The following is a 13,430-nucleotide window of genomic DNA, read 5'->3' as shown; positions in this document are numbered from 1 at the left end:
TCTTAGAATGATTTCGATGACTTTGAATAAAAAAATGCAATCAATCTTGTATTAAGATTAATTGCATTTTTGAATTATCATATTTAAATCAAACATCTTTACGGAAATGATCCACAATTAAACTGATTGCGCCGTCACCAGTTACGTTTGTTGCAGTACCAAAACCATCCTGAGCCATATAAAGAGCAATCATCAGTCCTATAGCACCTTCACCGAAGCCTAGAATTGAAGCCAAAATTCCACTTGCGGCCATAACTGATCCACCAGGTACACCTGGTGCTGCGATCATGATAATCCCAAGCATTAATATGAAGCCAATCATTGTTGGAATACTAACTAAATCCAATTGTGGCAAAACAAGCATTGCTGCAGTAGTACAACTTACAAGTGTAATCGTTGACCCTGATAAATGGATTGTTGCAAGCAATGGTATTGAAAAGTTCGCAACTCCTTCACTGACACCATTACTTTTTGCTTGAGTTAAAGTTACTGGAATTGTCGCTGCACTACTCATTGTACCTAATGCTGTAAAGTATGCTGGCAACATATTTTTCACAAGATTTAATGGGTTTTCTTTACGCAAAAATCCTGCTGTAAAATACAACACTGTTAACCAAATCCAATGCATTATAATAGCAGCAATTAAGACGAAACCAAATACTTTCATAACCGACATTACAGTACCTTGCGCTGTCATTTCTGCAAAAATACCAGCGATGTAAATTGGTAAGAATGGAATTAAAATATATTCAATAACGACTTCTGTAATCTTACTACCTTCTTTAAACAACGTTACAATCATATTAGACTCAGTCTTAATTGCATAAATACCAAATAAGAATGCTGTAATTAATGCTGTTAGAACGCCCATTAATGGATCAAACTCAAAATTAAAAAACGGTTCAATCGCCTCTGCTTCGCTAGGTACCTTTCCTCCTTTAGCAATGATAGGCATTAGTGTATATGCAACAATCATTGCAAATAATCCTGCAATAATTGTAGAAGTATATGCAACACCAACAGTCATGCCTAACAACTTCCCGCCATCTTTTCCAACAGATGTAATCCCTGCACCAATAAAGAATAAGATAATGAGAGGAATTAAATAGTTAATAAATTGCCCGAAAATCCCTTTAAATGTAACCATTGCTCGTGTAAGCCATTCAATATCAATAAGTCCAATCAAAACCCCTATAATAATACCTGATAATAATTTAACGATTAACTTCATTATGTTATACCCCGTCATTCATAAATTGTGTACCCTTAATTTATCATATAATTCAATAATTTAAAATATTACTTCGAAAGCGTTTTCTATGTTTTGAAATAGATATATTTAATTGTCATCTTTTTGACACCATTAAACTTGTGAATTACTTTACAATATAGATGAGGTGAATGATTATGAAATTCAAAAAGCAAAGTCAACATGGTGTGTGGGCAATGATATTTGCACCAATAATACTTGGCATTATATTTTCAAACGTGAATTGGTACCATCTTTTATTTGTTATCACCTGGACTTTATCATTTATGACTTTCGATCATATCCTTTTTTACTTTAAAAAAAGAAAGAAACGTATTCCTTACTTAAAGTCTGGTTTGTTGTTATGTATTGTTACAACAGTCATTACATGCATCATTATTGTAAATTATCCTCAGTTAATCTATTTCTATTTATCGATGATTCCATTTATCATCATGAACCTATATTTTTCAATATCTAAAAAAGACCGACTAATATGGAACGATATAGCGGGTATAACCAACTTTGCAATTGGTGGCTTAATGAGTGGTTGGATCGGAAATCAAGCACTTCATTTCGAAGTTTTTATTTTAACAATGCTGTTCTTTATAGGTACAGTCTTTTTTGTTAAAACAATGATTCGAGAAAAGAATAACCCTCAGTATAAACTTTACAGTTGGGTATATCATTCCATCGCATTAATTGCTGTAATTTTTATACACCCTCTATATCTATTAGCTTTTCTACCTTCATTAATTAGATCAATTGTCTTTTATGGGCAAGGTCTACCGATGAAGAAAATCGGTATTATTGAAATTGTAAATGTATGCTGGTTCGTAATCATCATCGCTTTAATCTAATCCTCACTAGTTGTATTGAATCATATTGAATATTTTAAAAATGCATAAGTTTAACCAAATAAGACCTCAGTTTGTAAGTACTCATCACAAACTGAAGTCTTATTTATTTTCATAGATTCATTATAATGAATCAATTAATAACTTAATCGCAAGCCCAATAACAATAACAGCCATCACAATATTTAAATATTTCTCTTCAACTGTTGCGGTGAATTTACCGCCATAATAAGCTCCAATCACATTACCTAAGCCAAGTGCGACAACATAGCCTAGATGAACATGTCCTTCTATTACAAAAATCACTGTTGAAATTAACAAGTATATTGTAATAATCAAAGTTTTCAAGCTTTGAATTTCAGCATAACTTAACGTTGGCATAAATATTCTAAATGCTATGATAAATAAGAATCCTACTGCCGCTTGAATAACACCACCATAAATTCCAATAAAGAAAAAGACTATACATAGAGTGACATACATCAATTTAGTTAAATGTTCTCTTTCTTGGTTAATGAATTTTTGAGGTTTAATAAATATGACGAATAATACTAAAATCATTACAATAGCTAGTATTCTGTTGAAAATTTCGTCTGGTAAATCTACTGCAAATTTAGCCCCAACGATTGATCCAATGGTCGTAGGAATGGCAACTAAAATTGAAAGTTTCCATCTTAATAAGCCATGTCGATTGAATTCATAAATTGCTGATAAGTTTTGGAAAAAAATTGCGACACGATTTGTCCCATTCGCTGTTTGAGATGGCAAACCAAAAAAGATCAAAGCAGGTAGTGCAATCAATGAACCACCTGCAGATACAATATTAATAAAACCTACAAAAATTCCAATAAAAAATATTAAAAAATAAGCCAACATATCCATACAATACACTCCAAAAATTCATTAATACTCTAACTTTATTTCTTTTTATATATTGTGTCAATATGTCGCACTTCTGATTCAATGAGTTGTCTATTCGGTTCTAATTTTGGTGGCAATGATAATGTCTCCCCTAACGTTTCATATGGTTCATCTTCCATAAAACCCGGACCATCAGTAGCAATTTCAAATAAAATGCCATTCGGTATTCTTGCGTATAACGATTTAAAGTAAAAACGATCGACATAACCTGAATTTGGTAATCCTACTTCATTATATCTATTTATCCATTCATAAAGTTGTTCAGTATTATCTACTCTAAATGCTACATGGTGCACAGTGCCATATCCATTGATAGCACCTAATTCATCTTCATTCTTTTGAATGATAACTCGTGCACCATTACCACCTTCACCCATTTCAAATAATGACATATGATCTTCTTTTTGAATTAGATTCATTTCATATACTTGTTTCAAAATTTCCTCCATATGATCAACTTGACTTACATTTAATACGACTGGTCCTAAACCTACAATCGCCATTTGTTGTTCAATAGGTCCGTCTTTCCAAGGTGTTCCAGGTGCAACTCCAGTTTGACCTTCATCCGATATCAATGCATAAAGTTGTCCATCAAAATCTTCAAACGGTAATACATTTACTCCGAATTGTTTAACAATATCTTCATGTTCTACATGATATGTTTCAAACCTTTGTTTCCAATATAATAGCGCTGCATCTGACTGTACTCTGAAGTATGTTCTTTGTATTTCGTTACGACCATGACGTCCTTTCGATATTCCCGGGAAATCAAAAAATGTCATATCTGTACCTGCACTGCCTATATCATCTGCAAAGAATAAATGATATGTATGAATATCATCTTGGTTCACTGTTTTTTTCACTAACCTTAACCCCAAAATGTGAGTAAAAAATTCATATATTTTTTCGGCATCACTCGTAATCGCTGTAACATGGTGTATTCCTTTTAGTTGTTTCATATAATCCCCCTGTAACATTATATTAATATACACATCAATTTTATCTTGAATTAAAGATAATTTTACCCTGTTTTATTCTATATTGCAAATCTTGAGTATTAACATAAAAAAAGACACGATAAACGTGTCTCCTATAACAATTATTCAATAATATCTGTATCTTTTGGTAAAATTACAGCTACAATAATATAGACAATAATTAACGGAAAATTCGTCGTAAGTAATGCTAATACAACGGTAGCAATACGAACAATACTAACATCCCAGTCGAAGTATTCTGCAATACCACCACACACACCAGCGATCATAGAATCAGTCGTTGAGCGGGTTAACTTTTTTGTCACAGTGTTCACTTCTTATTTTTATCATTAAACATTAAAGATGGGATCATTTTAAAAATCAATTCACATTAATATATACCCTATTTCTGTTCCGGATAACCCTCAATGACCCCGATAAACATGTTAAATGCCTTCTCAAAACATTGTTCATTCAATCCAAATTTAGGATGGTGATGTTGATACCTATATTCTCTTTACTCGTCTCAGTAATTTCAATCAATTCACAATGTTCTTAATTGACCTAATATTGATCGTATATATTGTGCTGTCTCATACTCTTTAAATGACACCTCTGGTTGTTGATGTAAGTGTCTTCGATACTCTATAATTTCCAACTCATACTGCTTGTAACTTATAAAATAATTATCCGCCTATATGTATTCTGTTTTAAATATTCTTTGATAATGATATAAAAAAGCTAAACTCCAAATCATTAGAGTTTAGCTTTACATCATTATTCAACTGTAACAGATTTAGCTAAGTTCCTAGGTTTATCTACATCACAATCTCTATGTAATGCTGCGTAATATGAGATTAACTGATATGCTACAACTGATACTAATGGTGTTAACAATTCATGGACATGTGGTAATACGTAAGTATCTTCTTCTTTCTCTAATCCTTCTGAAGAAATGATACATGCTTTTGCTCCGCGTGCTTCAACTTCTTGAACATTACCACGAATTGAAAGGTTAACATTTTCTTGAGTTGCTAATGCTAAAACTGGTGTTCCTTCTTCAATCAATGCGATTGTACCGTGTTTCAATTCTCCACCAGCAAATCCTTCCGCTTGTATATATGAAATTTCTTTTAATTTCAATGAACCTTCTAAGCTGACATGGTAATCCATGCTACGTCCGATGAAGAATGCATTTCTAGTTTCACTTAAATATTCTCTAGCAATTTCTTCCATGCGGTCTGCATCATCAATAATTGCAGACATTGCCGTTGTTACTTTGGCAAGTTCTGGCATTAAATCTACATTTGTATCAATGTTATTATCACGTGCTGCAACTTGAGCCAAAATTGATAATACTGCGATTTGTGCAGTGTATGCTTTCGTTGAAGCAACAGCAATTTCAGGTCCTGCATGTAATAACATTGTAAAGTTCGCTTCACGAGATAAAGTTGAACCTTGAACATTAGTAATTGTTAATGACTTATATCCTTTTTCTTTAATATTTACTAGTACTGCACGGCTATCTGCAGTTTCTCCTGATTGAGATATAAAGATGAATAAAGGCTTCTCGCTAAGCAATGGCATATTGTATGAGAATTCTGAAGCAACATGCACTTCTGTTGGTATTTGTGCCCATTTCTCTAAATATTCTTTACCAACTAAACCGGCATGGTAACTCGTTCCACATGCAATAATATATACACGATCTGCTTCTTTAACTGCTTCAGATATATTACGATCAATCTTCAATTGACCTTCATCGTCCTGATAATTTTGAATGATTTTACGCATTACTGCAGGTTGTTCGTTAATTTCTTTTAACATAAAATGAGCGTAAGTCCCTTTCTCGATATCATCAGCATCGATTTCAGCAGTATAAGGGTCTCTGTTAATTGTTTCACCATCTAATGTTTTGATTGTAACGTTATCTTTTGTCACGATTACAATTTCTTCATCATTTAACTCTACAAATTGATCCGTTACTTGAAGCATTGCCATTGCATCACTTGCTACAACATTAAAGTCATCACCTAGACCTACAAGCAAAGGAGACTTATGCTTAGCAACATAAATTGTTTCACTCTCTTCTGAGTCTAATAACGCAATAGCATATGAACCATGGATTGTTTTCAATACTTTCGTAAATGCATCCTCTGTTGATAATCCCTCATTTGAGAAGTGTTCAATCAAATGAACAATAATCTCTGTATCTGTTTGAGATGTTAATTGAACATCTTTAATAAATTCAGTTCTTACTTCTTCATAATTTTCGATGACACCATTATGAACAAGTGTGAAACGACCTGATGTTGATGTATGAGGGTGTGCATTAATCACACTTGGCTTACCGTGTGTTGCCCAACGTGTATGACCAATACCTGTTTTGGCTTCTACATCACCATCTACTTTTTCACGTAATTCAGCAATACGACCTTTTTCTTTGAAAACTTTAATACCTTCTTCATTACGAATAGCAATACCTGCTGAATCATAGCCTCTATATTCTAATTTCTCTAATCCTTTAAGTAAAATTTCTTTCGCATCTTGATTTCCAATATATCCTACAATACCACACATAACAATTCCTCCATATTTATATATAAATCATTGGACTTTATCTCTTTGTTCGCATTGTCACCAACCCGTTTTAAAGATAAAGTTTACGACCGTTATGGCCGGAATGGCATCCGCCGAATTTTCGATCACCATTCTCCTCGTCTGCATTATAGATTTTGCTCTGGCGCTTTTGATAGATTATGTCTATACATCTATCCTCCTTTGACACAATTTATTTAATTGTACAGTAGAGCGTATCTTGAAGCAAATATTTTAATGTTGAAGTATAACAAAAAAATAAACAAGGAATGAAAGTCATTCCTTGTTTATTTAAATTTATTCATTCAAACCCATTTCATTTTTCACAACGTCAGCAATTCTTTCCGCATACTGAATTGCCTTTTCTTCAGTAGCTGCTTCAACCATCACTCTTACTAATGGCTCTGTTCCCGAAGCCCTAACTAAAATACGACCTTCTCCATTCATTTCTGTATCAACTTTTGTCATGACTTCTTGGACTTTATCATTTTCAGTAACAGCATGCTTATCTGTTACTCGGATATTCACTAATGTTTGAGGGTATGTTTCAACTTCTTTTGCCAATTCACTTAATTTTTTCCCAGATTGTTTAACTATGCTTGCCAAATGGGCACCCGATAACAGTCCATCTCCTGTCGTATTGTAATTCATCATAATTATATGACCAGATTGTTCTCCGCCTAATGTATAATTATTTTGGCGCATTTCTTGTACAACATAGCGGTCCCCTACTTTAGTCTTTACACTTGATAATCCTATCCGATCTAACGCTTTATAAAAACCTAAATTACTCATTACTGTTGACACAATTGTATTGTCTTTTAACTCGTTATTCTCATTCATATATTTACCAAGTATAAATAAAATTTTATCACCATCAACAATATCTCCATTTTCATCGACAGCAATTAAGCGATCGCCGTCACCATCAAATGCTAAACCAAAGTCTAGCCCTTCATTTTTCACTAACTCTCTTAATTTTTCCGGATGCGTAGACCCGACCTGCTCATTAATGTTATATCCATCTGGATTACATCCAATTGTAACTGTCTCAGCTTCCAAATCACCAAATAAGAAAGGTGCTAGAGAATGTGTTGAACCATGAGCTCCATCTAATCCAATCTTAAGTCCATCTAAGTCACCTTCAACCGTTGACTTAATATAACTGATATATTTCTGACCACCTTCGAAATAATCAGATGTTTGGTATAGTGACTTCCCTGTAGGTCTTGGAAGTGTATCTTCATCCATATCGATGAGATTCTCGATTTCGTCTTCTTGTTCATCCTTTAATTTAAAACCATCGGCACCAAAAAACTTAATTCCATTATCACCGACTGGATTATGAGAAGCAGAAATCATAACACCTGCTTGAGCTTCCATTTCTTTTGTTAAATAGGCCACACCTGGTGTTGAAATAACACCTAATTTCATCACTTCAATACCAGTAGATAGTAATCCTGCAATTAATGCTGACTCTAACATTTCACCACTTATTCTAGTGTCACGACCGACAAGTACTGTTGGCGCCTCATGACCTTGCTTAGCAAGTACATAACCTCCAAAGCGTCCTATTTTAAATGCTAATTCTGGTGTTAACTCCTCATTTGCAACACCTCGTACTCCATCCGTTCCAAAATATTTACCCATAATAAATCCCCTTTTCAATATTATTCATTTTCTTTTTTGACTATAACTTTCGCTTCAATTTCTTTTGGTTCTGCTTTCGAAATATTCTCTGGCAAAGGAATATCCACGTTAATTGTAGAATCATTTGATAAATCATTTACATCTACTGGCACATCTATCGTACCTATTTTATCCAATGTTTCACGGTCACCATAAAGTTTTACTTGGCTAGTATCAAGAGATACTTTATCTAATGCGTAACCTTTTTTAACCTCACCTTCGATATTTGGATTCAATGAAACGGTTTTAGACGTCTCTTGAACATCAATATTTACAGTAATAGTAGCTGGTTTTACAGTAACATTTAGTTTGTTTAAGTTAGCGTCAAAGACATTAACCTCTGCTTTTTCTGTGACATCTTGATTGATTTTAGTATCTGATGATAATGTAGCTTTCACATAACTAATTCTTGATATTTCGGATTTTCCCCCACTGATTGACACTTGTGTAGGCTTTGAACTTTCACCAACAAGTTCATATCCCGTTGCAATTCGACTATTATTCACCTCGGCTTCTACATCAAAACGCTCAGTCAGCAATTCCTCTATCGTAATTGATGATTCAGTTGGCTTAATACTGTATTCTAGTTTATCTGAAATGTTTTCGGCCTCAAAACTGACATTATGATCTCCAGTATTTAAATTCGAAAGATCTGTAGTTATTGTAAAATCTTGAGTAGCGCTTGTTCTTTTTACAATACTCTTTGGACCTGATATTTCTATATCGACAGATTCAGGTAGTCCTGATACATATAAGTTTTCTTTATCGTATTGAGCATCTACAGGCACATTTTTTATCGTTGTCGTTTGTTCTCCATTATATTGGCCTTCCCCAAATAAATTATCGAACACATCATTTACTGATAAGAATAAAAATAAAGCGAGTAAAAAAGCTATAAACCTAAGGCCCCATTTATTTTCAAGCATCGATTTCACCTCGGTTCACAATATCATAACCAAACCAATGTTTATTTAGCAACACTTCTAACTCTTCGTAATTCACTTCTTTGTATAGTTTACCATCATGTGTAACACTCACATTACCTGTCTCTTCAGATATCACTAATGTAAATGCATCTGTAATTTCAGAAATTCCTACTGCAGCACGGTGTCTAGTACCAAGACTCTTTTGAATCTTTGGACTATCAGATAACGGGAGGTAACTAGCAGCTGTAGCAATCTCATTACCTTGAATAATCATTGCACCATCGTGCAAAGGTGTATTTGGTATAAAAATATTAATAAGTAATTCAGAAGTTATTTTACCATTTATAGGTATTCCTGTCTCAATATAATCCTTTAATCCTGTTTCTTTCTCAAAAACGATTAATGCACCAATTCTTCTTTTAGCCATATATTTAATACTCTTCATCATCTCTTCAACCAGTGTCTCTCGCTCAGTTGATTTATTAACATTCGATGATCTAAATAAACTACCGCGGCCCAATTGCTCAAGTGCACGTCTTATTTCTGGTTGAAATAAGATAATAATCACTAGAAAACCCCACTCTAGAAGCGTATTAAATATACTCGTCGTCGTCGTGAGGTTCAATATATCACTCACAACTTTACCAATTAATATGAATAAGATTCCTTTCAGCAATTGAATTGCTTTCGTCCCTCTCACAACGGTGATAATCAAGTAAAAAACATACCAAACGATACATAAATCTATAATGCCAATGACGACATCCCATAATGTTAAATTTTCTAATACTTTAAAGTCCATTCACACAATCTCCTCCAAACACCACAAACAATACATAAATTATATCATAAACAACCCAGAGCGCTCGATGATAAACAAATCAAGTAAATTTATTTTTTCTTGTTTATCGAGTAGCTCAAACTGATTTACTTCATTCTTAGTTAACATATTTTCATAATCAACAAAAGTAGGTACTTCTTCGTAAAATTTATGACTTTCATTATCCTTACTTAACCAATGTGAAATATTTACATCTTTATTTAATATCATAAGTAATCGTTTTTTTACTTCTAAATTACTCTTAATTGTCTCATATTTCTTAAATTCATCCACTAATGAATTTAAGTCTTTATTGAAAATGTCATGAACATATATTCTGCCAAAAATAATTTCATGCATATAATGCATATAATCAAACTTTACATTAAATGTATAAGCTTTATTAAAATAGTACATTGAATGGTAGTAGTCTCTCAAAAGAGTACTTGTCACACCTAATAAATATAATACTTCTGAGACATTCTGATTTGTTATGTAATTTCTCTCTATACTAAACAATGTTTCATAAAAAATATTCATTGCTTCCTCATATTCATTCAAAACAAGATGTAACTTTCCCTTTTGGATATACATCTTAATACGATCGACTGCTGACGTATGATATTTCATATTTTTTATAGCCAATATGATGTGTTTCATACTGTCTTTATATATTTTATTATTGAAGTAATAGATACTATATATATAATGAATTCTACTGACTTCATGATGTGTTAACTCATTATTTGCTTCATACTTCTGGTTCATGAAATCTTCCATTAAATCATCTAAATCATCAGACTCCGTCTCTACTTTGCTTAGCATTTTAGCTATATGACGCTCTAAAGTAATTGAGTCGACATGATTGGATTCAATATTTTTTTCAAGGTCATCTATTGTCGTGTTAAGCCTTTCAGATAACCTTTTTAATACACTACTAGATGGTTGAACAGATCCTTTTTCAATAAGGCTTAAATAAGTTCTTGATATAATTCCTTCACATAGTTCTGTTTGAGTCATACCTTCTTTTTTTCTTAAAGACTTAATTTGATGACCTATCATGAAAGTCCCTCCATGAAATAAATTATAATAAGTTAATTATAATATATTTCTATCCAAAAAAATGCTACTTTACAAAGACTTAACAATAAGATATTTGACACTATATTTAAATAATTAGATAATAAATTTAATAGTAAATATGATAAAGGAGTCAAACTTTATGAATGATATTTTAGTGATAGATAATCTCGATCAATTAAAATGTGTAAGTGATCCATTTAGAATACAGCTATTATCTATTTTAGGGGACGAGCCAAAAACTGGTCAACAAATTGCTGACATATTAGAAATTCCTAGAGCAAAAATTCATTATCACCTTGCTGAATTAGAGAAAAATGGTATCATTGAATTGGTTAAAACAGAACAAAAGCATAGTATCATTCAAAAGTTTTATTTACCTGTTGCTAAAAAATTAGTTCCAAGTCATGAGCTTTTAAGATATCGTGACGATGAGAAGAAAAAAGATAGACTATCATACCCTTTGAAAATCAATGAAAATAATTTAGATTCATTCAAAAAAGATTTAAAAAAACTTGTAAAAAAAGCTTCTACAAAAAAAGGAGAAGAAGAGTTTATCGTTCAAGTCATGCCTTTATCTGATTCAGATGAAAATTAAAAGAGCCGAATTAGCTAAACTAACTCGGCTCTTACTATAATTTATTATAAATACTTTTTACCAAAAAATACTTCTGCAATGTAAGTTGCAACTTCAGCTGTTTTATTTTTTTCATCTAATAAAGGATTAACTTCCACGATTTCAAAAGAACTAATTACATCTTGATCATGCAAATAAGTTAATGCTTGATTCGTCTCACGCAATGTTATACCATTTACGACAGGTGTTCCAGTACCTGGTGTAAATTGAGGATCTAACCCATCTACATCTAGTGATAAATGAATTCCATCTGTTTTATCTTTTAAATAACTCACTGTTTCTTCCATAACTCTCCCAATACCTAATCTAGCAACATCATCCATAGTAAAACATAAAATATTATTTTCTTTAATATATTCAATTTCACCTTCATCTAAATCTCTCACACCAATCAAAACCACATTTTCAGGTTTAATTTTGACACCGTCTTCGTACAAGTTCACAAGTTTTTCATGACCTATCCCTAATGCTTGAGCCAATGGCATACCATGAATATTTCCCGAAGGACTTGTTTTACTATCATTTAAATCTCCATGTGCATCATACCAAATAACACCTAAATTTTCGTAATGCTTACTTAATCCAGATAAAGTACCTAACGCGATAGAATGGTCTCCTCCAATGATAAATGGGAAATCACCATTTTCTACAACTTCATCTACTTGTTTAGCTAACTTTTCATTAAATTTAATAACTTCTTCTAAGTTCCTTAAATTGTCATTTTTTTCTTTACTATGTATTTCAACATTGATTTTCTCGGCTTCTATATTTCCTAAATCCTTTATATCCACATTTAAAGATTTAATTCGACCTACTAAGTTTGTATAACGAATTGCATCAGGTCCTAAATCAACACCTAAACGTGGTTGACCAAAACAACTTGGTGCACCAATCAATTTTACTTTTTTATCCATTTTGTTCATTCCTCTCAAATAAGTGATCTAAGAAAACGCTTACTATATTAATATACAAAAAAATGAAAATGGATTCAAACATGAAAAAAAGGACTACAAAAGTAGTCCTTTAATGATGAGCCATAGAGGATTCGAACCTCTGACCCTCTGATTAAAAGTCAGATGCTCTACCGACTGAGCTAATGGCTCATTATGGCTGGGCTAGTTGGATTCGAACCAACGCATGACGGAGTCAAAGTCCGTTGCCTTACCGCTTGGCTATAGCCCAATAATGATGGTGGAGGGGGGCAGATTCGAACTGCCGAACCCGAAGGAGCGGATTTACAGTCCGCCGCGTTTAGCCACTTCGCTACCCCTCCGAAATATTAAAATAAATGGTGGAGAATGACGGGATCGAACCGCCGACCCTCTGCTTGTAAGGCAGATGCTCTCCCAGCTGAGCTAATTCTCCATGACAATAATGACCCCTACGGGATTCGAACCCGTGTTACCGCCGTGAAAGGGCGGTGTCTTAACCGCTTGACCAAGGGGCCTATGGCTCCACAGGTAGGACTTGAACCTACGACCGATCGGTTAACAGCCGATAGCTCTACCACTGAGCTACTGTGGATAAATAAAAAAATTGCCCGGCAACGTCCTACTCTCACAGGACGTCAGTCCAACTACCATCGGCGCTAAAGAGCTTAACTTCTGTGTTCGGCATGGGAACAGGTGTGACCTCTTTGCTATCGTCACCAGACAATTCAATTGAATGCATACACA

Annotated in this window: 12 protein-coding genes, 6 tRNA genes and 1 rRNA gene; 2 read left to right on the top strand and 17 right to left on the bottom strand. The window is 33.3% G+C overall.

All coding sequences use genetic code 11. The features are described 5' to 3' along the window. Positions 1-88: 88 nt before the first annotated feature. The gene (locus EDD62_RS00105) at positions 89-1,231 is read right to left on the bottom strand and encodes a dicarboxylate/amino acid:cation symporter (RefSeq protein ID WP_123807062.1); all 1,143 of its coding nucleotides are present in this window, start codon (positions 1,229-1,231) and stop codon (positions 89-91) included. Positions 1,232-1,407: 176 nt separating this feature from the next. Between EDD62_RS00105 and EDD62_RS00100 the strand changes: the two genes are divergently transcribed. Beyond that, positions 1,408-2,109, top strand: coding sequence for a YwiC-like family protein (locus tag EDD62_RS00100; RefSeq protein WP_170152720.1), 702 nt, complete (start codon positions 1,408-1,410; stop codon positions 2,107-2,109). Positions 2,110-2,229: 120 nt separating this feature from the next. Here EDD62_RS00100 and EDD62_RS00095 read toward each other — a convergent pair whose 3' ends face one another. The 8 genes from EDD62_RS00095 to EDD62_RS00060 all read right to left on the bottom strand — a co-directional run bounded on the left by EDD62_RS00095 (position 2,230) and on the right by EDD62_RS00060 (position 11,099). Continuing rightward, positions 2,230-2,988 carry a sulfite exporter TauE/SafE family protein gene (locus EDD62_RS00095; protein ID WP_123807060.1) on the bottom strand — a complete coding sequence of 253 codons (759 nt, stop codon included), beginning with the start codon at positions 2,986-2,988 and terminating at the stop codon, positions 2,230-2,232. A gap of 35 nt (positions 2,989-3,023) precedes the next feature. Continuing rightward, positions 3,024-3,986 (bottom strand): ring-cleaving dioxygenase, encoded by a 963-nt coding sequence (locus tag EDD62_RS00090; protein ID WP_123807059.1) that lies wholly within the window; start codon positions 3,984-3,986, stop codon positions 3,024-3,026. A 140-nt stretch (positions 3,987-4,126) separates the two neighbouring features. Then, on the bottom strand, positions 4,127-4,330 hold the full coding sequence (locus tag EDD62_RS00085; RefSeq protein WP_123807058.1) for a PspC domain-containing protein: 204 nt from the start codon (positions 4,328-4,330) through the stop codon (positions 4,127-4,129). A 451-nt stretch (positions 4,331-4,781) separates the two neighbouring features. After that, positions 4,782-6,584 (bottom strand): glutamine--fructose-6-phosphate transaminase (isomerizing), encoded by a 1,803-nt coding sequence (gene glmS / locus EDD62_RS00080; RefSeq protein ID WP_123807057.1) that lies wholly within the window; start codon positions 6,582-6,584, stop codon positions 4,782-4,784. 315 nt (positions 6,585-6,899) lie between these two features. Continuing rightward, positions 6,900-8,252: a phosphoglucosamine mutase gene (glmM, locus tag EDD62_RS00075; protein WP_077140854.1), complete on the bottom strand. Its 1,353-nt coding sequence runs from the start codon at positions 8,250-8,252 to the stop codon at positions 6,900-6,902. A 20-nt stretch (positions 8,253-8,272) separates the two neighbouring features. Further along, complete coding sequence (locus tag EDD62_RS00070; protein ID WP_123807056.1) at positions 8,273-9,217, bottom strand: CdaR family protein; 945 nt, start codon at positions 9,215-9,217, stop codon at positions 8,273-8,275. Beyond that, positions 9,210-10,019 (bottom strand): diadenylate cyclase CdaA, encoded by an 810-nt coding sequence (cdaA, locus tag EDD62_RS00065; RefSeq protein WP_077140856.1) that lies wholly within the window; start codon positions 10,017-10,019, stop codon positions 9,210-9,212. The genes EDD62_RS00070 and cdaA overlap by 8 nt, the downstream gene beginning before the upstream one ends. A gap of 39 nt (positions 10,020-10,058) precedes the next feature. Continuing rightward, a complete protein-coding gene (locus tag EDD62_RS00060) occupies positions 10,059-11,099 on the bottom strand; it encodes a helix-turn-helix domain-containing protein (RefSeq protein WP_123807055.1) in 1,041 nt (346 codons plus the stop codon). A 160-nt stretch (positions 11,100-11,259) separates the two neighbouring features. Here EDD62_RS00060 and EDD62_RS00055 point away from each other — a divergent pair, with 160 nt between their 5' ends. Then, complete coding sequence (locus tag EDD62_RS00055; protein ID WP_123807054.1) at positions 11,260-11,715, top strand: ArsR/SmtB family transcription factor; 456 nt, start codon at positions 11,260-11,262, stop codon at positions 11,713-11,715. Positions 11,716-11,759: 44 nt separating this feature from the next. Here the strand turns inward: EDD62_RS00055 and rocF are convergent, their stop codons facing one another. From rocF to rrf, 8 genes are all read right to left on the bottom strand, one after another. Beyond that, positions 11,760-12,668: an arginase gene (gene rocF / locus EDD62_RS00050; RefSeq protein WP_123807053.1), complete on the bottom strand. Its 909-nt coding sequence runs from the start codon at positions 12,666-12,668 to the stop codon at positions 11,760-11,762. Between the two features lie 116 nt (positions 12,669-12,784). Beyond that, positions 12,785-12,857: transfer RNA gene (locus tag EDD62_RS00045), tRNA-Lys, on the bottom strand. A 4-nt stretch (positions 12,858-12,861) separates the two neighbouring features. Beyond that, positions 12,862-12,936: transfer RNA gene (locus EDD62_RS00040), tRNA-Gln, on the bottom strand. Positions 12,937-12,943: 7 nt separating this feature from the next. Then, positions 12,944-13,027: transfer RNA gene (locus tag EDD62_RS00035), tRNA-Tyr, on the bottom strand. 16 nt (positions 13,028-13,043) lie between these two features. Continuing rightward, positions 13,044-13,119, bottom strand: a tRNA-Val gene (locus tag EDD62_RS00030). A gap of 10 nt (positions 13,120-13,129) precedes the next feature. Beyond that, positions 13,130-13,201, bottom strand: a tRNA-Glu gene (locus EDD62_RS00025). A 2-nt stretch (positions 13,202-13,203) separates the two neighbouring features. Beyond that, positions 13,204-13,278, bottom strand: a tRNA-Asn gene (locus EDD62_RS00020). Between the two features lie 14 nt (positions 13,279-13,292). Beyond that, positions 13,293-13,407, bottom strand: a 5S ribosomal RNA gene (gene rrf, locus EDD62_RS00015). Between the last annotated feature and the right edge of the window lie 23 nt (positions 13,408-13,430).

The organism is Abyssicoccus albus (genome assembly GCF_003815035.1).
In the GTDB taxonomy this organism is placed as follows: Bacteria; Bacillota; Bacilli; order Staphylococcales; family Abyssicoccaceae; genus Abyssicoccus; species Abyssicoccus albus.
This window is presented reverse-complemented; position numbering and strand designations above follow the sequence as displayed.

Bases quoted from the DNA above. Each gene is read 5' to 3' on its own strand.
- EDD62_RS00105 (WP_123807062.1), bottom strand. From the start codon at position 1,231: ATGAAGTTAATCGTTAAATTATTATCAGGTATTATTATAGGGGTTTTG.
- EDD62_RS00100 (WP_170152720.1), top strand. From the start codon at position 1,408: ATGAAATTCAAAAAGCAAAGTCAACATGGTGTGTGGGCAATGATATTT.
- EDD62_RS00095 (WP_123807060.1), bottom strand. From the start codon at position 2,988: ATGGATATGTTGGCTTATTTTTTAATATTTTTTATTGGAATTTTTGTA.
- EDD62_RS00090 (WP_123807059.1), bottom strand. From the start codon at position 3,986: ATGAAACAACTAAAAGGAATACACCATGTTACAGCGATTACGAGTGAT.
- glmS (WP_123807057.1), bottom strand. From the start codon at position 6,584: ATGTGTGGTATTGTAGGATATATTGGAAATCAAGATGCGAAAGAAATT.
- glmM (WP_077140854.1), bottom strand. From the start codon at position 8,252: ATGGGTAAATATTTTGGAACGGATGGAGTACGAGGTGTTGCAAATGAG.
- EDD62_RS00070 (WP_123807056.1), bottom strand. From the start codon at position 9,217: ATGCTTGAAAATAAATGGGGCCTTAGGTTTATAGCTTTTTTACTCGCT.
- cdaA (WP_077140856.1), bottom strand. From the start codon at position 10,019: ATGGACTTTAAAGTATTAGAAAATTTAACATTATGGGATGTCGTCATT.
- EDD62_RS00060 (WP_123807055.1), bottom strand. From the start codon at position 11,099: ATGATAGGTCATCAAATTAAGTCTTTAAGAAAAAAAGAAGGTATGACT.
- EDD62_RS00055 (WP_123807054.1), top strand. From the start codon at position 11,260: ATGAATGATATTTTAGTGATAGATAATCTCGATCAATTAAAATGTGTA.
- rocF (WP_123807053.1), bottom strand. From the start codon at position 12,668: ATGGATAAAAAAGTAAAATTGATTGGTGCACCAAGTTGTTTTGGTCAA.